15 protein-coding genes and 1 tRNA gene are annotated in these 18,230 nt (G+C 37.9%); 6 read left to right on the forward strand and 10 right to left on the reverse strand.

Annotation, left to right across the window (positions count from 1 at the left end; translation table 11 throughout):
- Positions 1 to 263 precede the first annotated feature (263 nt).
- From FAZ15_RS19240 to FAZ15_RS19265, 6 genes are all read right to left on the reverse strand, one after another.
- Positions 264 to 2,909 (reverse strand): alpha-L-rhamnosidase, encoded by a 2,646-nt coding sequence (locus FAZ15_RS19240; protein ID WP_136902943.1) that lies wholly within the window; start codon positions 2,907 to 2,909, stop codon positions 264 to 266.
- A gap of 203 nt (positions 2,910 to 3,112) precedes the next feature.
- A complete protein-coding gene (locus FAZ15_RS19245; protein WP_136902944.1) occupies positions 3,113 to 4,192 on the reverse strand; it encodes an SH3 domain-containing protein in 1,080 nt (359 codons plus the stop codon).
- Positions 4,193 to 4,500: 308 nt separating this feature from the next.
- A complete protein-coding gene (locus FAZ15_RS19250; RefSeq protein ID WP_136902946.1) occupies positions 4,501 to 5,031 on the reverse strand; it encodes a hypothetical protein in 531 nt (176 codons plus the stop codon).
- Between the two features lie 223 nt (positions 5,032 to 5,254).
- Positions 5,255 to 6,100: a helix-turn-helix domain-containing protein gene (locus FAZ15_RS19255; protein ID WP_136902948.1), complete on the reverse strand. Its 846-nt coding sequence runs from the start codon at positions 6,098 to 6,100 to the stop codon at positions 5,255 to 5,257.
- Between the two features lie 242 nt (positions 6,101 to 6,342).
- On the reverse strand, positions 6,343 to 7,155 hold the full coding sequence (locus FAZ15_RS19260; RefSeq protein WP_136902950.1) for a DNA alkylation repair protein: 813 nt from the start codon (positions 7,153 to 7,155) through the stop codon (positions 6,343 to 6,345).
- Positions 7,156 to 7,761: 606 nt separating this feature from the next.
- Positions 7,762 to 7,835, reverse strand: a tRNA-Pro gene (locus tag FAZ15_RS19265).
- Between the two features lie 259 nt (positions 7,836 to 8,094).
- Between FAZ15_RS19265 and FAZ15_RS19270 the strand changes: the two genes are divergently transcribed.
- The 6 genes from FAZ15_RS19270 (at position 8,095) to FAZ15_RS19295 (ending at position 12,471) form a co-directional block, all read left to right on the forward strand.
- The gene (locus FAZ15_RS19270; RefSeq protein WP_136902951.1) at positions 8,095 to 8,994 is read left to right on the forward strand and encodes a hypothetical protein; all 900 of its coding nucleotides are present in this window, start codon (positions 8,095 to 8,097) and stop codon (positions 8,992 to 8,994) included.
- Positions 8,995 to 9,194: 200 nt separating this feature from the next.
- Positions 9,195 to 10,172, forward strand: coding sequence for a PLP-dependent cysteine synthase family protein (locus tag FAZ15_RS19275; RefSeq protein ID WP_162305015.1), 978 nt, complete (start codon positions 9,195 to 9,197; stop codon positions 10,170 to 10,172).
- A 6-nt stretch (positions 10,173 to 10,178) separates the two neighbouring features.
- Positions 10,179 to 11,228, forward strand: coding sequence for a DUF6695 family protein (locus tag FAZ15_RS19280; protein WP_136902955.1), 1,050 nt, complete (start codon positions 10,179 to 10,181; stop codon positions 11,226 to 11,228).
- 11 nt (positions 11,229 to 11,239) lie between these two features.
- Complete coding sequence (panD, locus tag FAZ15_RS19285; RefSeq protein ID WP_136902957.1) at positions 11,240 to 11,608, forward strand: aspartate 1-decarboxylase; 369 nt, start codon at positions 11,240 to 11,242, stop codon at positions 11,606 to 11,608.
- 144 nt (positions 11,609 to 11,752) lie between these two features.
- On the forward strand, positions 11,753 to 12,142 hold the full coding sequence (locus tag FAZ15_RS19290; protein WP_136902959.1) for a group III truncated hemoglobin: 390 nt from the start codon (positions 11,753 to 11,755) through the stop codon (positions 12,140 to 12,142).
- Between the two features lie 23 nt (positions 12,143 to 12,165).
- The gene (locus tag FAZ15_RS19295) at positions 12,166 to 12,471 is read left to right on the forward strand and encodes a Smr/MutS family protein (protein WP_162305016.1); all 306 of its coding nucleotides are present in this window, start codon (positions 12,166 to 12,168) and stop codon (positions 12,469 to 12,471) included.
- Here FAZ15_RS19295 and FAZ15_RS19300 read toward each other — a convergent pair.
- The 4 genes from FAZ15_RS19300 to glmS form a co-directional block, all read right to left on the reverse strand.
- Entirely contained in the window at positions 12,466 to 12,903 is a 438-nt protein-coding gene (locus FAZ15_RS19300; protein WP_136902963.1) for a PPC domain-containing DNA-binding protein, read from the reverse strand. The genes FAZ15_RS19295 and FAZ15_RS19300 overlap by 6 nt on opposite strands.
- 64 nt (positions 12,904 to 12,967) lie before the next feature.
- Positions 12,968 to 13,969: a 3-keto-disaccharide hydrolase gene (locus tag FAZ15_RS19305; RefSeq protein ID WP_136902965.1), complete on the reverse strand. Its 1,002-nt coding sequence runs from the start codon at positions 13,967 to 13,969 to the stop codon at positions 12,968 to 12,970.
- 207 nt (positions 13,970 to 14,176) lie between these two features.
- Positions 14,177 to 16,354 (reverse strand): DUF4954 family protein, encoded by a 2,178-nt coding sequence (locus tag FAZ15_RS19310; protein ID WP_238387321.1) that lies wholly within the window; start codon positions 16,352 to 16,354, stop codon positions 14,177 to 14,179.
- Positions 16,355 to 16,364: 10 nt separating this feature from the next.
- Positions 16,365 to 18,206 carry a glutamine--fructose-6-phosphate transaminase (isomerizing) gene (gene glmS, locus FAZ15_RS19315; RefSeq protein WP_136902969.1) on the reverse strand — a complete coding sequence of 614 codons (1,842 nt, stop codon included), beginning with the start codon at positions 18,204 to 18,206 and terminating at the stop codon, positions 16,365 to 16,367.
- Positions 18,207 to 18,230 lie beyond the last annotated feature (24 nt).

Raw genomic sequence — 18,230 nt, forward strand, 5'->3', positions numbered from 1 at the left:
AAGAAGCCCTTTACCATTCTATCAAAGTAGTCATCAAAGACAATAGTACCAACGAAAAAGATACAATCGCAACCTTATTTTATATTCTTACTATGATAGTAAGTTAACACTATTTGGGATAAACATCAACATTTTAAACAACTTAAATCCTACAATAATGTCATACTTAATTCATAAGCTTTGGGAACGACCGGTACAACCCGATATGAATACAGTCAGTTCTACTCACAACAATGGGGCAATCTCCTATGTTTGATAGCTTCCTATCTTAGTTTTAGTTTTAACTGGTGTTTTCCAGATACCAATTCTATCGCTTCGCCACTGCCTTCCACATTTTCAGGAGGATAGAATTTGGCTGTGGAATTTGCTGGAATCTGTATATCATAAACAATCGTCTTTTTATTCCTTTTCCAGCTAGACACAATTTCACCGTAGGGAGATCGGTGTGTAACTTCTGATTGATCCAATCCTACTGGAAATATTGGTCGAAGTAAAATGTTTTTGAATCCGGGCTGATCTGGATCGGGCATAATACCTCCGATAGATTTAAAGAACCACCCTCCGATTTCTCCAAACATCATATGGTTATCCGAAATATCTCTTTTTGCCTCTAAATCCCAGTTTTCGAGCAATGTCGTCGCTCCGTTTACAACCCACCATCCCCATGACGGATACGTATCCTGAACCGCCACCTTATAGGCAGTCTCACCATATCCATTATTGTTCAACGCATTTAATAAAGCTTTTGCACCCAATACGCCTACATCAAGATGAAAATTCGTTTCCTCTACTTTTTTGTTCAGATTGGCGGCTACCTTAGCCTTTATATCTTCCGGAACAATCCCCCAATGTAACGGCACGCTCAGTTCGGTTTGTGTTCCATCTGCATATACTCCGGATTCAGTATTCAAGAATTTGCTGTTAATGGCTTGCTTGATTTTTTTACTCAACGCATCGTATTTTCTATAGTCGTCCTCGCGGCCAAACAGTTTGGCTGCAGAGGCTAAAATAGTTGCATCTACATAGAAATAGGTAGACGATGTAAGCTCTAGATTTGATCCCGATTTTACGGGCACCCAGTCGCCACGCCCGAAAGTAGTCAGTCCATTCGGGCTGATGCGGTCTACATAATCGACGTACCGTTTTATATTTTCATAACAATCCGCTAAAAGTCTGCTATCGCCATAGAACATATACACTTGCCAAGGAATAATGGCAATTGTACTCGTCCAATCCAATCCATTTGCGGTACCATATCCCCATCCACCAGTGGGGATAATATCCGGCAACACACCGTTGGGCTGTTGTTCGTCGCGGTGGTCTGCCAACCATTTTTCATACACAGTTATACCGTCAAAATTATATAATGCGGTCTCAATAGCCAGATGTCCGTCCCCAGTCCAACCGTTTTTCTCTCTTTGCGGACAATCCGTCGGATAGCCCATCAGGTTCGACAAGTACGCATTATTCGTTACTTTCCATAGGTCGTTTACCAATTTTGAGGAGGTTCTGACTTGGCCAGTCGGATCAACATCGCTATGCATAAAATAAGCTGTTAAATTCGATTCATCCAGTACGATGGGATTACTGCTGATAATTTCGACATAACGAAAGCCTTTGTAGTTAAACTTTGGCGTAAATTCATCTTCCTTGTTACCACTTAGTATAACGACATCTGTCTGGAATGGATCTTTTTCTTTATCTCCGCGATAGTATACATCGATATTAGATAGATCCAGGCGACCATTTTCATGCAGACGCTCTCCATGCTTTATTTTAAGTACAGTTCCTTCGGGGCCTTTGACTTTAATACGTGTAACACCAGCCATATTTTGTCCCATATCAAAAACATAGGTTTTCTCATCAAACTTTTTAACGGATACTGCATTGTAGGTTTTTACCAACCGTATAGGCGCGATCTGCTGCGATACGATGTAGTTCGAAGGCGTGCTTCGATATCGAACACCACGCCACTTAGCATCATCGAAATCCGGCTTGTCCCAACCATCGTGCTCCAAGCGGGCATCGTAGTGTTCTCCTGTATATATGTTATTCGATGTAATCGGTCCGGATGATGTTTTCCAATCACGCTCCGACACAATCGTTTCTTCCGTTCCATCCGTATAAACTATGCGAAGATCTAAACAAAACGCTGGTCTCGCCCTCCAAGGTGCATTGTGAAAATCCCAAACAGCAAGTGGTTGGTGGTTGTACCATCCGTTACCTAATACGACCCCGATAGCATTTGATCCGGATTGAAGGTGGGCGGTTACATCATGCGCTACATAAAGCGTACGCCTGTCAAAACGCGTATACATAGGATCTAATCGATGATCTCCAATCCTTTCACCATTCAGCGAAAGTTCATACAATCCGGCCACTGCTATATATGCCCTGGCAGACTTGATCGTCTTCTTTACCTCAAATTGCTTTCTGAAATAGGGTGCTTCTTTATGGTGGATATCGTGATGATCGCTGATCCATGTTCCCTTCCAGCTATTTCTCCCCATCATACCTGTTTCAAAGGATGCTACTGCTGAAGATTTTGGTTTGCCGTCTTTGTCCCACGCCGTCACTTTCCAAAAGTACCGTTTCAGTGGAACTAACTTTTGTCCAGCATAGGAAACAAGGATATCTGCTTTAGACTGCTTTCCAGTATCCCAAATTTCACCTTGGTTATTCACAACCCCCATCGAATCGACGCCGACAAACACCTGATATGCAATCTGTACTGCTCCCTGCCTGTCATCTCTCAACATCCACATCAACCTCGGATTCGGTACATCTATCCCGATAGGATTGACCAGATGCTCGCATCTCAACTGAGTGGGTTCACCATTTATCGGGGAGCTCTTTCCATAGAGGGACCCACTTAATCCCAAAACTGCCAGTAATATTGTTTTTTTCATTTTCTCATATGAAGTAATAAAATCCACCCGACCTCTGAAAATCCTACTTTATTTTCTCGCATTATTGTTGTTCATACAGGACCCATTTGCGTATCATTATTGTTTAGCAGAGAAGTTGTTATAGTTGCCGTCAACATTTTCTGCTTCGGGCAGTGGCGGATTAAAATTATTGACTTCTTAGCTTAGCACAGAATATTTATTAGCTACAATATTTTTATACGCATGTATTGGCATTTGTCGTTTAAGTTTCCGTCTGCTTTCCAAAAAGAGTTGACATGATTCACAGTCAAATATAGATATCCGTCGACACCCCAATACATTGCCCCCCCTTCTACTGTCGGCATCCAATTTCTAAAACTTGCACTCATTACGTGTTCAATCTTATTATTAAAAATAGCGTAAAGCTCTAAATCTGCTGTAGTTTCATAAGGATTAGTGTAAATACAGATAACATTTTGTTTATCAGGTGATATGTAGGGAAATTCACCAAATGTAGCTGTTTCTTCGCCACTTGTTATGTCAATAAATCTATAGTCTAGACTTTCCCAATACGAACCACCAATTATGTACTGATTTAAAAAATCAACCTTTCCCGCATAATAAAATTCCTGTCTTTCTTCTTCCGCGTCTGGTCTATCTATGAACTTCACAGTTTTATCTTTACACTTTAACTCAATGACTCCATTTTTCTTTTTATTCACCGTGGTGTCAGCCAATATAAAGTCAACCGAACTGCTGCTATTCTTGTCAAAAATAGCCTTATCGATGAGTTCCAAACTCAAATATGCTTTAAGCTGTTTACCGTTTTCAAAATATTCAGTTTTTTTGTCTAAAGTTAAAAAAGAAATTACGTTCAGGTCAGAGGAAACTAAACTAACTTCATTTATTAAACCTGTTTTGTTTTTTATAACATACACTTTTTCCCAACCTGTACTTTCTATGTTACTGCCATTTACATTAAATTTTCTTGTGATTCTTTCACGGACACCAAGCCATTTCTCTGTTTCTTCAATCACGTCAAGTCGAGCACCATATTCGTACATTCCTAAAGTTGTTGATTTCTCGTCCCCTTCTTGTTTAAATTCGATTCCCTCTCTGGCAGAAACGTAAACACTTGTTATTACTCTGGTTTTGTCGTAGTCTATTTTGTTTCCCACATTTTCAATTGTCAAGGTGCTGTCAACTACACTTTGCTCAATTTTGTGGATTGTCTGTTTGTTGTTTCCACAACTGTAAAAAGTCAGAAGAAATATCGATAATGTTATGTTAAGCAGTGTCTTCATAAATATTGTAACCAATGGTTCGCAGTAGCAGTATTATTCTTTGTCCGTCAAATTGTCAAATAGCCTAATCCACTATTAGCCTTTATTTAGCCTACAAATTTATATTTTAAAGTTGGTTATTTCATTTTTTGATTTGTCACTATTTTTAATTGCCTTGTCATTAAAATTGATCTTGGCCAATATACATCGTTTGTTTGGCATCCATATACCCACATAAACCTCCAGCCGGGCAAAGCAATATTAGATTCCTCCCAGTTCGACACTGTAAACCGGACATTAGCGGCTCCAGTATTTTTTGGGCCAGATACTTAGGGTTTGTAGCACTTTGATTTGGGATATTTCAAGGTTTTTATGCCATCGATCAGACAAGTGCTATTTGCACAGGTGTTACCCTTCCTTTTAAAGCTGATATTAGGTCGTTTTGTCTGTTTTGCAGTTGTCCGCTTTATTGATAAGTAAATATTTGATAATGCGAGTAATAAAAAGAATAATGGAATGTATGGCGGTTTAATTTTAAGTGGTAACACGTCTGCCGGAACATTGGAATGTAGGTGCACGTATCCCCCTATTAACATCATTACTATAACGGCGAAAAAGGAAGCATTTGTAATCAGATTAAAAATTCTATATTGGATTTTTTGTCTGTATAGTAAGCAGAGAATAAGAGCCGTACCTACTCCAATTTCTCCCAATATACCCAAAGTGTAGGACAGCTCTCCCAATTCACTATTAGCAATCTGAACACTAAACCAGCTTTTAAAAGGGTTTACGAATTTAAGAAGCCCAAACATGAGCATGGTTACCCCCATAAACCAAGAAGTTATTTTTCTATATTTCATTTGATTAATTATTTAAAATTTCTGTGTTAGGCTGTCGCCAATAATGCTTTTGTAATGCGCTACGCTTAAAATTGGGCTTTCCTCACTAGAAAGTCAGCTGGAATTCCCGTTAGATTTCCTTTAATGGTTGTATTTCGCATATTATTTTAATGCAAAGTTGTGTTTATTAAGTGAAGGAATCTTGGACAAAAAGTCCAACAAATGGAAAATGAGGTTCAAGTGGTTATTTTAACACCTTGTTTTTTCGGTATTCGGCTGGAGACGAATTATATTTCCGCTTAAAAAGTTTTGTAAAATGTGAGGTATCACTAAACCCAACTTTGTAACATATTTCAGCGATAGAGAAATCCGTTGCGATTAATAAATCAATGGCTTTTAAAAGTTTTTGTTTTTTAATGTAGTTTGCAGGAGTGTCGTTGAAATAACTTTCAAAATCTCTCTTAAAAGCAGATAAGCTACGATCTGATAGTGTTGCTAACTCTCCCACAGTAAGGTTGGAAAAAAGGTGCGCTCGTATAATTTCTTTTAGACTTGCTTGCCGTGGGGTAAAAAGATGGGCAAATAAACTAAACAAATTTTCCGCATTCTTGGTCTGAAGTAGTAATAAAACGAGTTCTTTTATTTTAAGTTTTATCAATTCATCATTGACCAATGTGGGATTTTGAAAGTAGAAATCGAGACTTTCAATAAAATGAACTATGACATCCTGACGTTCAATTTTCGTAGCAAACGACTTCTTGCCCTCCGGTTTTATAAAGCTCGGAATTTCGTTTTTGTATACCTCTTTGAGAATTTCGGAGTGAAGATGAATGGCATAAATTTCACATTGTTGTTGTTTTGAGTTTTGGATTAGGTCAGCAAAATAATTTCCACATTTCAGTAATACACTTTCGGAAATGCGAATGTTTAAATTTTCTGTAGGTGATTTTAGTGTGCTTTCTCCGTTTTTAACATACAAGAAGCAGGCTTCATTTTGAAAAATTGCTCCGTACTTAAATGGTGTCTTGATAAGTAATTTTTCGATTACGCATTGCTTGTTTAAAACAAAATATTTTCTGTCAATTATCATTTATTTTTACCAAATTTGGAACTTTTTTAGACTTAAAGCTAATATTTTGAGGCTACACATAAGGTTAGCCCATAACTTGTGTTAAATTATATTTTTAAGTAAATGTTCTGCATCGTTTGCCAATTCTCTTCCTGTAATTTGTTGCGAAAACCTAAATCCAATAGTGGCCCTCATACTAATGTTTCACAAAAGCCCTACAGTCTGCCATATCGGTAAAGCCTTGTCATCTGTATGTTCCTTTCTCAATCAGCGTGTTTTTCAATTGTCCGCAATGCCTTTTTAATTATGTATGATGTTTCTTTCGTATTACGCGCTTTGCCCCATTTCTTGCAAACGTCAATTACAAATTTTGGTTGGGTTTTACTTGCATCGTTTAGCCAATTTCCAACACTATCTTGAACATATTTTGCTTTATCCTCTTTCAGAGGTTCCAAAATTGTCAAACCCAATGATGGATTTAGTTTCAGTTCTTCAATGTGTTCGCACCAAACTCCACGAGGTCTTGTGGCTTCACTTGCAAAACGTCTGATATTTTCGTCTTGGTTTATGGTCCAGGTAGTCAATATATTTAAACTTTCTGTCAAGTTCTTTATAATACTTGGTCTGACTGCTAGCCAACTGATCTCTCTCACTCCGAAATGTTTGTCAGCGGAGAAAACTTGAATTTGCTGTAGCTTCTGACTAATTTCCAGTTTTTCGTTTCTGCCGATTGTGTATGTCGCCCAACAACGAATTAAATCCGATTTATGCTTTGAAATAATTACTAAAATTTCGCTGTCTTTGTTTTTAATTGATTGTTCAAAAAGACCTATTCCGATTGTTTCATTAATTGTGTTTACCGTTTGTTTTTTAAGATTTTCAATATTTGATAAAATTGGTTTTAAATATTCCGTTCGGTCAAATTGTTTTAATAAATTTTCAAGTAAAAGTCTTTTATCAACAGCCAACCATTCTACGAGATTTGCAGTTTCAATTTCTCCACAATTTAGTCGTTCCAAAATGTCTTTCGGAATTTCTTTTATCGATTTTGAACCTTTCCTTTTAATTTCTTCCATTTTTAATTCCTGTCGGTTGTGTTGTCTTTTAATCTGACCACTAACGGTCCGCGGCTACAGATAGTTGATAAGTTACAAGCCCAAAACTCTCTGTCGTAGTCCAAAAATAACAAAAAAAGTGCTACCCTGCGATTTAGCACGGCAGCCCTCCTCTGAATTTTCTATGACTTGTAGATAGAACTCTGATCAAACGCATTTTCAGGTTATATTAAAATTTACGCTATAAGCTATAAAATCGATGACACCGTAGGACTTCCTATCTGTTTGAAGATTTAGCCGAAAATAGTCGTCCTTTATAATTTCTGCGATGTGATTTCGAGTGGCGTTGCTATATAAAGCAATATTTTTTGATTTTCTAATGCATATAATTTGGCACTAAGGGCGTTACAGATATCGCCATAAGCAATCTCTATACAAGACTTTAACGGCCTTTTTAAATCCCCGAAAACCGCTATTTTATTCAATGGTTTGATGGTTAAATCTGTAAAGTTTTTCTAGGACGAGACACCTCGATTCCCCAACACAACCCTGAGCGAAATAGTTCGAACCTCTACGGTTCGCATTCTGCAAAAAAAAGAGTCCAACTTTGTTGAACTCTCTTTTTTGTCGGGGTGGCAGGATTCGAACCTACGACCTCCACATCCCAAATGTGGCGCGATACCGGGCTACGCTACACCCCGAAAAGGTATCACCTTTAAAGTGATGCAAATATAATAAGCTTTTTTTAATTATCAACATCAATATTGAACTTAAATTACAACCCCTTGATTTTTTGAAGAATATTTTGAAAAAGGCCTCCTTCACGTCTATTTTGTCAGCTTCAAAACAACAATACCATTAGAACATCATGAAATAAACCTACGAGCAACAGCATTATTTATAATATATCTTTCAAAATTTAGTTATATTTAGTAGATATTTATCTCTTTCTTAAAGTCTATGAAGATTAAATTTACTATAGCTGCTATCGCCGCACTGCTCATATCTGCCTCCTGTCAAAATGACAACCGAAATAATACCGGTACAAATTCTGAAAATATCGATACGATCTCTACCTCAGACGAGTACTCGCTTACTAAAGTAGATCAATTTGAGGATTACTTACTTGCATTGGATACTACAGATATCAATAGTATTACAAAAGCGACGAATAAATTCGCGGAAATCTTCTCTAAAGATGACAGCATTCAAAATGACGAAGGCATATTAAAATTTCTAGCGTATCAAGAAAAAGTAGAATTGAATGGGAACGAAAAGATCATTGATGAACGCAAAAACTATTCACAGCTCGTTGATGTCGAGTATAATAACAAAAAAGTACCGGATGAATTGCGTACTTTTCATAAGCAGATCAATGACAATGGATTTCGAATTGAACAGTCTGAAGGTATGTATTATATAAAACCCTACCCTGCATATATTGAACAAAATTTTTACGCATATGCCTCTCCGACAATGGAGATATACCTCAGGCAATTAGCAAAAGAAAATCTGGAAGGCTTTGCAAATGATGCAGCTATTGTTATTCCTTTCGAAACATTTGTGCAACGCACAGTATGGTGGGAAGATTTTAGTCAGTCCGTTACCAGTAAAAGTCTCCAAGCCAAAGCCAGTGAGCAATATAAAGTGTATTTATTATTTTTAACCATTGGTATGAACAATACGCCAGCGATAAATTATGATAATAAAGCAGAAGAGTACTTCATCAATGCATATACCTATTTGGAAGAAGTGTACCCGACTTCTGAAACATATATAGCACTTAAACCCTATATCGAACTGATTAAAAGAAATAGAATAATAGAGGCTAAAGAGATGTCCCTTCAAATGATAAAATAACAATAGTTCTTATCACAGATGGAACATCTAAAATGTACATAATGCATTTCAGTGTCCAAAGTAAATTTTATCACCCAATGAACAAAACCCATCCCGACATTGTTAAAAACTTAACATAAAATAACGCACATAATGAACATGGTGATAGACGATAAATCTCTTCTAAGCGTTATATACTTAATAAAAAGAGAAAAAATATTTTGACACGTAATTTTATAGGAAATACACCTATCCGGAGATGCGACTACCTATCTTCGATATATAATACAAACATATTCATTAAGGAGGAATTTCATAATCCGGGCATGTCGTCAAAAGATAGGCCCGCACTTTTTATGATAGAAGATGCTATTCGTAAGGGGAAAATAAAACCCGGAGGTACTTTTGTGGAAGCAAGTAGTGGAAATACCGGCTATGGTCTGGCGATGATCGCAAAAGAGATGGGATATGCAGCTAAAATCTTCGTTTCAAAATCCTGTTCCCTTGAAAAAATTGAAATGCTGAAATCCGTTGGGGCGAAAGTGGAGATATGTGATAATTCCAATGGGCTACATGATTTCTATTCCACACAGTTTAAGGCACAATCTTATGCTGCTAACAACTTAAATTCTTACTTTACCAATCAATATTATAATTCTTCTAATATAAAAGCACATTACCGAACAACAGCTCCTGAGATATGGGAGCAAATGAAAGGTAAAGTGACACATTTCATCGCTGGAATAGGAACGGGAGGTACGATATCAGGTGTTGGAAGGTTTTTTAAAGAGAAGAATAGAAATATCAAAATTTGGGGAGTGGAACCCGTTGGATCCGTACTATCTCATTTCTTAAGCCACCGAACATTACCAGAAGAATATATAACCATAGAACCTATAGAAGGAATTGGGAGAACGTTTATCCCCGGGGCTCTAGACATCAACTATGTGGATAAAATCTTTCAAATAGGATTATTAGACAGCAAATCTGCAGCTCAAGAATATAAAAACATAACAGGTTTTCTAGTGGGATTTTCAAGTGCGGCTATTATTGGCACATTAAAAAAACATATAAATGATCTAGCCTTTCGACCAACAGATTACGTTGTTCTATTGTTCCCTGACCATGGAAGTAGATACCTGTCAAAGCTCTATTCAAAAAATTGCATTGCGAATGAAAAATCAAAGATTATTTGTTAATTACTCATGGAACTATTCGAAGACATAGCGATCCCCCTATCTTGGCCTGATCAAACAGCTCGGGGTGATGAAGCGTGGATGGGATTTTTTAAGAAAATAGGTGTTGTTAAAAATTTAAATTTTAAAGTCGGACACGCAGCTATCCTTTTACTAGAGCGCCACAGCGGTGACATCCTTTATTATGATTTCGGAAGATACATAGCTCCACGGGGTTATGGAAGAGCACGTTCATCCGCATTCGATCCACGTTTAGTGGTGCGTACTAAAGCGCTTTGGGATGTGAACAATAACCTCCTAAACCTAGAAGAGATATTATGCGAACTTTCACAAAATGAGAAATACACACATGGAGGGGGAAGACTGTACTGCAGTATCGCCGAGGACATTAACATAAAAAATGCTCGTTTGTATGCTGACGAAATAGTGAACAAAGGTCCCACGCTATATGGTGCCATAGCCCCAAATAACAATAGCTGTTCGCGATATGTAGCGCAAATATTGACAAAAGGGATGAACCTTAACGATTCTCGCACTAAATCTATTTTATATCCAGAATGTTTGAAGGCTAGCCCTACAAGTAATGTCATTAATGCCAACAAAAAAGGTGAGGTATTTGTATATTATGAGAACACATTGAGAAACGCTAAAATGACTCGAAAAGAATCTTTGTTATTCCAAATCGATCTTTTAAAAGATAGCTTATACACCTCCCGGGCGGCAAAAATAAAAGACGATTCACGTCCGGGACTAATCGATGAACCGCCCAGACCCGCTCATATTCCAAAAAACGCCACTTGGCTCGGAGGTATCGGGGAAGGCATATGGTTACATTTGACGAGCCAAGAAGGTATATTTGAGATTGTCCGCTATCATCATTCAGGAGAAATAGATTATAAAGTATCTGTTATATGCAATCAGCAAATAGATTTAGAGAAACCCTATACGTTTACGTTTCATTTCAATTACCACTACTACAACGTATACCAAGATAACAACATATATCTTTTCAAATCCTTGGATACCCATATAAATACAATTAAGAATAAAGCAATATAAAACTACATTACATGGAATTAACACTATTAAAAGCAAAAATCCACACTGTAAAAGTCACGGAAGCAAATGTTACATATAATGGCTCCATCACCATAGATGCAGATTTGTTGGATGCTTCGGGCATTAAAAAATATGAACAGGTATATATTAACAATGCAGTCTCAGGAAGCCGGATCATGACCTATGTGATCCCAGGAAAGAGGGGAAGCGGGGAAGTATGTATGAACGGTGGTGCCGCACTGCATGCCAGCGTGGGCGACACAGTCCACATCCTGTCCTTTATCAATATGTCGCCTGAAGAAGCAGAAACGTACCAACCAACACTGGTTTTCACCGAAGGGAACAACCAAATAAAATCTGTGGAAAAGTACAACTACTAACTTAAATATCAAAAAGCTGTCTACTATGTCTGTCAGAGACAGATATAGTAGATAGTTCTATTGTACTGATCAAAATTAAACAGTCAATTGACAGATAGCAGTTTATTATTTCCGATATTTGTATAGAACTAAAACGCTTGGGCTATGAAAGATATTGACAGCTTGGATGACATCAAGATACTTGTTGACACATTCTACACGAATATTCGAAACAATGATATGCTTGGGACTATTTTCAATCAAAACATCCAAGACCGCTGGCCTCAGCACCTCGATAAAATGTACCGATTTTGGCAAACTATATTGTTAGGAGAATACACATATGATGGACGTCCTTTCCCACCGCATGCACATTTACCCATTGGTGAGACACATTTTAACCAGTGGCTTGATCTTTTCAATAGCACTATAGATGGACTTTTCTCAGGACCTAAAACAGATGAAGCCAAATGGCGCGCAAAGAAAATGGCGACTATGTTTCAACACAAACTAGCGTACATTCAAAACAATCCAGACAAACCAATACTATTATAATTAGAATAGGTAATTTTGTTAAAATGGCGAGAGAATTGCGAAGGCCTGCTAAAGTTGTCGATTTACATGCTGATACATTTTTATCGGATTGGGAAGATTATGCCGCAGATGAATTACTTGCAGAATCCCTAGAATTATTACGGCAGACATTAGATGCGGCCATCTACTGGGAATATACTGACATCCGATTTATCCATGGCAAGGGAAAAGGCATACTTCGACGAGAAGTCTATAACGAATTGGAATCTTATAAAAGATCAGGTGCTATAGCATCCTATCATCCTTCCTATCAAAACGAAGATATTGTGGTCGTCCATATAGGATTATAGTCTTAATAAATTTAGTCCGATTTCATTGTTTTTCACACGTTGCACGCGACTATTTAGTTCCACCACAAATAATTCGCATGCACCACTTACAACAGCAGCCTGTAAATGTCCTGTTCGACATTGGAAATTTCTTCCCCCCAACGTGATGTGTACATGCAAATAGATATTACCGTCCATTTCAGTGATATTTCCCGTAAGATTGGAAATTTCCATTTGCTCTAAAAAAGTTTGATCCTGATACGATTTCGTATCGGGATCAAAAAAACGTAACGTGGCTTCATTTACAGCTCCGATACCGTTAATGTAACCTAAGAATAGATTTTGAGTAGTACAAAAATCTGTTAATGTTTCAACTATTTCCGCACCATTAGCAATACTCACTATATATGTACTATCCACTTGCTTTGCTTTCCAATTGTGATCTCTTATCATGTTATGATCTATTTGCTATAATAGATAACAATTGGAAATTTAATTTGTTGGATGTTTGTTAAAACTACTTTGCTGGCGTAATACTTATTTTACGGAACTCGACAGGACCGTGGTCTCCTTGTAGATAGATTGGTCCTGGTTCTCCTTCCTTACTATCTAGTGCCCCACCTGTAATGCCCGGTATCTCTTGGTTACTGATAATAGTTTTGCCGTTCGATACGATTGTTACCAGTCTTCCTATCAAAGTTATCTCATAGGTCTGCCATTCATTAGGGCCTAAGGTAGCCATTTCATTGGGCGCAAGAAATCCATAAACGCCACCAAAGTAAAGAGACCCTGGATGCTTGTCTTTAGGCGAATCTTCAATTTGCACTTCATATCGTCCGCGGAGATAAATCCCCGAATTACTTCCTTCAGGATACCGAAACTCCACGTTAAGTTTAAAATCGTCAAACTTTTGCGATGTTATTAAATTCGCGCCTGCCTTTAGATTTGTCAATACACCATCTTTTACAATCCACTGATTATCATCCGTAGAAGGTACCCATCCCGTTAAATCCGTTCCATTAAACAATTCAACACACTCTCCCCAAATAGGGGCATTTGCACGCACCAAATACGGTGCTTTCGTGCCCGTGAAGTTATACTTTTCACCTTTGTTTGTCGTAACTGTACCGCTTAAGTTTGCTCCATCCAGTCTTCCTTCGATCACAAAATCGCCTTCACCACCTTCCCATTGTGGGGGAATAGCAAAAGAAAACTGACCATCAACTAATTTTACATGAGAAATAGGTCTGTTGCTCCCGCTATCGCCTACATAAGCACCTACTAGCGTATTAAAACCAGATAATTTAATTTCTAACCAAGATGGAGCCTCCTTCCCTTTTTTGTCTACCGTCAAATCCCAGCGACCGATTAAGTCTTTGGACTCTTCAGGAATGGTTTGCGACGCGGGGTTATGTATTTCTTCAGCTTCTTTTCGATCAGAAGAATTCATGTCACATGAAATCACACTTAGTGTTAATAGACACAGTAGTGTACCACAGCCTACATAGTTTTTAAGCATATTGTCTCTTTAATTTAAATAATAAACTCACTAACCTCATCGAGAGGATGATCAATTTTATGACGCATTTACAAATCTATCATTTTTAGCGACTTTTATCTCAGGATTAAGTTGTTTTTTTTAAACACTTAAATGTGTCATCTGCAGGACAAAAGCTTAAGAAATTATTAGTATAAACAATGAGGCCGGTTAAACCGACCTCATTGTTTATAATTTAATCTGTCCAATTTGAAATTCGAGTAAGGTTAATTCATCCGCTTGTTGATTGATAAAAGCATTGTCTTTCAATTTGCCTACCACTTTCTCCATCTCTTCTTGAGAATCATACACCATTTTACGAAACTGGTTTTCATAATCTTTGGATCTTGATTTAAAAATCTCTTCGTTGATCCACCTTTTAGTTTCCAGTGTGGTCTGAATTAAGGTATTAATAAAACCCCTGTCCCATTTATCCGCTGAAAGGTTTTCCAATTCAGTATAAGAAGCTATAGCATGCTTCAATTTTTCTAACGGATAATTCGCACTTAATTTGTGATAATAATCATGAATTTCCTCCCAAGAATTGTATTGACCGGATTTGATATCTTCTAACAAAAGATCCAAATCCTTCTTCAGCACTAATTGACTACCTAAATTTACAAACTCTCCCCGTTTCATATCTGATAAATTTGCCAATAAATCTTTCAGCTGTTCGATTGAATTTTCAGAAAGATACTCGACAAGCATCGTACCTGCATAGTAAGCAATCATCCGCTTATAAACCAAATAACTTTCTTTGGCCTTTGTTACTAGTACCTTTCTTTTTGAGGCTTCTGCATTATCCAACCGGATTTCGTGTTGAAGGTGTACCGCTGGATCAGTTAACTGTTCCTTTCCTTTTTTCTCGAAATCTTGATCTCTCCCCGTTGACTCCTGTACAAGAGATTTGCCTACGGCATATTCCAGTTCTTTAAGCGCTGAGAACATTTCGTTCACCGTATCAGGAGCCAAAATATCATATTCTAAATACTGATTTTTCAATTGGCGTTTATCCCGATTTAAAAACTTACTGGTATTCCGCATTAAAGCATACATGTTATATAGAAACCAGTATCCCGGTATGATGACCACTTGATCATTGGCAACATCATGGCTCACTAAAGAAAATGGCATCCTAATATCCAATTCATGCAAGAAGTCACCTTTTACAATTAACGTATAGGAAGCAAACCTGGAATTGTGCTTTAAGCTGACACATAAGCCTGGCCAAAAACCTCTTCCGGCAACAATCTCTCCGTCAGCTCCTCTTGAGTTGTGATTTGATCCCACGGTAGCTCCCGCCGCCATATTACTCTGTCCTTTCACCAGGGATGCACACAGAAAAGAATTATTATGATGTTGTTCATGAGCAGGGAATAATAGGGAATTGAGCACTTCACAACATGAAATAGTAGAATTGTCTCCTAAGAAAGAGTTAATCAGACGTGCACCGTATTTTAGTTGCGAAAACGAAGAAAGAATAAACCGGACAGCTTTCACACCGTAAAAAACCCGGCAGCCATAACCTATTATCCCATTTACCAGCTCACACCCCTCTCCTATCTGTGTATAAGCACCTTCAATTGAATTAATCGTTAAATTCTTAAGCTTATTGACACCTTTAATATAGGCATGACTACCAATTTTCACATCTTTAATGATATTGGAATTTTTGATTACCGTTCGATTCCCGATCGTGCTATAGAATCCCCTTTTTTTGCTAAATTGATTTTCAGTAATCTCTAAAAAACGCCGTTGTAAAACGTCGTCACCTCTAAATCGAGTGCAAAGATAAGCGTCAGCAGCCTGCATTCCTTCAAATGGAACTACCGAGCGTCCTCCATTTTCATTACATAATTCCAAAACAATACGTTGGCTCTCCTGCTCTCCATCTTTCACTATGCCATTACCAAATTTTGCTGTAGGGCTGGTCTCCATTTCGTTTACGGAAGACAGAATCACCTCATTTCCGAGTATAAAATGGGATAAGTAACGAACGTGATGTATAGCAACATCATTCCCAATATCACTACTGATAATCTGGCTATTATATATCCCGACCGGCAGCTTTAGATCCCTGAATTCGACGAAAGAAGGAGACATATTACCGATACGAACCAACCCGTAAAACTTTGAATTTTGAATTTGTTCCGGAATAAATTGTTCTGTAACGCGTACGTCACTCCAATTTGGAGAATAGTTTCCATTATGATGGAGAATATCTATTTCAGCAGCAGTAAGATAACGATATTCATGCAAATTAAGCTGACATTCAAATCGTCGCGTATACTCGTTTTCACCCTCTAATAGATATTCACGATTTACAAAATCATAACCCAAACTTGTTAAGTTACTTTTCCTAAACATTCCCATCTTCTTATTCTACGGTTACAGACTTCGCCAGATTACGCGGCTTATCGACATCTAAATCTCTTTCTATACCGATGTAATAAGCAAGCAACTGCATAGGAATGACAGATAACAACGGTGCAATGATCTCATCGGCGGCCGGCACAATCATAGTATCCTCGGCTAATTCTAATGTAATCGTATCTCCCGCTGATGCTACGGCGATCAAACGACCTTTCCGTGCTTTGATTTCCTGCATGTTACTTACTATTTTCTCGTGATACGAATCCTTTGTTGCAATAAATACGACAGGCAAGGTGGAATCCACCAAAGCAATAGGTCCGTGTTTCATTTCGGCAGCCGGGTAACCCTCAGCGTGGATATAGGAAATTTCCTTTAACTTCAGAGCCCCTTCTAACGCAATAGGGAAATTATATCCTCTACCTAAATATAAAAAATCATTTGCATCCCTATACTTGATTGCTATGGCTTTAATATTTTCTAATTCGTTTTCCAAAATCCATTGTACTTTTTCAGGTACCGCGTTCAGTTCATGAAGTAAGTGCACGTATCTGTCTTCCGAAATCGTATTTTTAAGTTTTGCTAATTTAAGTGCAAACAATTGCAATACGGCTAGCTGGGCCGTAAAAGCTTTGGTACTCGCTACACCTATTTCCGGTCCGGCATGTGTATAGGCTCCTGCATCTGAAATCCGAGCGATGGATGATCCCACCACGTTGACAAGTCCAAAAATAGTCGCACCTTGCTTCTTCGCATTCTCCAAAGCCACCAGTGTATCCGCGGTTTCCCCACTCTGTGAAATCGCAATAATAACATCTTCCGAAGTAATGATTGGATTTCGGTACCTAAACTCAGAAGCGTATTCCACTTCAACATTTACCCTGCACAATTCCTCGATAATATATTCTGCCAGTAAACCGGCATGCCAGCTCGTACCACAGGCTACTATAATGATACGACGGGCCGCCATCAGCTTATCTTTAATACTATCCAATCCACTGAGTGCAATGGTATTGTGTTCCACATCCAATCTTCCCCTAAACGAATCATAAATAGTTTGTGGTTGCTCAAAGATTTCCTTTAGCATAAAATGATCATACCCCCCCTTTTCGATAGCAGCCAGATCAAGGTCTAACTTTTGAACAAAAGGAGTAACACGCTCATTGCCTAAATTTTTAAGAATTAATTCATCTGGTTTGACAATGGCCAGTTCATAGTCATTGATGTATACGACTTCTTTGGTATATGCTAACATTGGAGAAGCGTCAGATCCTAAAAAATGCTCATGATCACCAATACCGATAACCAAGGGAGAACCCTTACGCGCAGCAATAATGGTATCTGGAAGATCTTTATCAATCAAAAGAATGACATAAGCACCGGTTACTCGTTTCAATGCGATTCTTACCGCTTCTTCCAGTGTACAATTGTTATTGAGTTTAATATCTTCAATGAAATTAACAAGGACTTCAGAATCCGTATCACTTTTAAATTCGTAGCCTTTTTTAATTAATTCTGTTTTCAGCGAAGCATAATTTTCGATGATACCATTATGGATCATCGCAATATTTTCTGACTTAGAATAATGCGGATGCGCATTTCGATCACTCGGCTCACCATGTGTCGCCCATCTCGTGTGCCCTATACCTACTGTAGAGGTCACATCTTGATTCTTAACAAACTCTTCCAGAGCAGCGACTTTACCTTCCTTCTTAAAAACGTTAATCTTGTTAGCCGACCATAATGCGACGCCCGCACTATCATAACCTCTATATTCTAATTTCTTTAAGCCATCGATGATTATAGGATAAGCTTGCTTGCTACCTACGTAGCCTACTATTCCACACATAAGTTTTCTTTAATTTAATTAATA

The organism is Sphingobacterium olei (assembly GCF_005048855.1).
GTDB classification, from domain to species: domain Bacteria; phylum Bacteroidota; class Bacteroidia; order Sphingobacteriales; family Sphingobacteriaceae; genus Sphingobacterium; species Sphingobacterium olei.

Coding starts and splice junctions, on each gene's coding strand:
- FAZ15_RS19240 (WP_136902943.1), bottom strand. CDS start 2,909: ATGAAAAAAACAATATTACTGGCAGTTTTGGGATTAAGTGGGTCCCTC.
- FAZ15_RS19245 (WP_136902944.1), bottom strand. CDS start 4,192: ATGAAGACACTGCTTAACATAACATTATCGATATTTCTTCTGACTTTT.
- FAZ15_RS19250 (WP_136902946.1), bottom strand. CDS start 5,031: ATGAAATATAGAAAAATAACTTCTTGGTTTATGGGGGTAACCATGCTC.
- FAZ15_RS19255 (WP_136902948.1), bottom strand. CDS start 6,100: ATGATAATTGACAGAAAATATTTTGTTTTAAACAAGCAATGCGTAATC.
- FAZ15_RS19260 (WP_136902950.1), bottom strand. CDS start 7,155: ATGGAAGAAATTAAAAGGAAAGGTTCAAAATCGATAAAAGAAATTCCG.
- FAZ15_RS19270 (WP_136902951.1), top strand. CDS start 8,095: ATGAAGATTAAATTTACTATAGCTGCTATCGCCGCACTGCTCATATCT.
- FAZ15_RS19280 (WP_136902955.1), top strand. CDS start 10,179: ATGGAACTATTCGAAGACATAGCGATCCCCCTATCTTGGCCTGATCAA.
- panD (WP_136902957.1), top strand. CDS start 11,240: ATGGAATTAACACTATTAAAAGCAAAAATCCACACTGTAAAAGTCACG.
- FAZ15_RS19290 (WP_136902959.1), top strand. CDS start 11,753: ATGAAAGATATTGACAGCTTGGATGACATCAAGATACTTGTTGACACA.
- FAZ15_RS19295 (WP_162305016.1), top strand. CDS start 12,166: ATGGCGAGAGAATTGCGAAGGCCTGCTAAAGTTGTCGATTTACATGCT.
- FAZ15_RS19300 (WP_136902963.1), bottom strand. CDS start 12,903: ATGATAAGAGATCACAATTGGAAAGCAAAGCAAGTGGATAGTACATAT.
- FAZ15_RS19305 (WP_136902965.1), bottom strand. CDS start 13,969: ATGCTTAAAAACTATGTAGGCTGTGGTACACTACTGTGTCTATTAACA.
- FAZ15_RS19310 (WP_238387321.1), bottom strand. CDS start 16,354: ATGTTTAGGAAAAGTAACTTAACAAGTTTGGGTTATGATTTTGTAAAT.
- glmS (WP_136902969.1), bottom strand. CDS start 18,206: ATGTGTGGAATAGTAGGCTACGTAGGTAGCAAGCAAGCTTATCCTATA.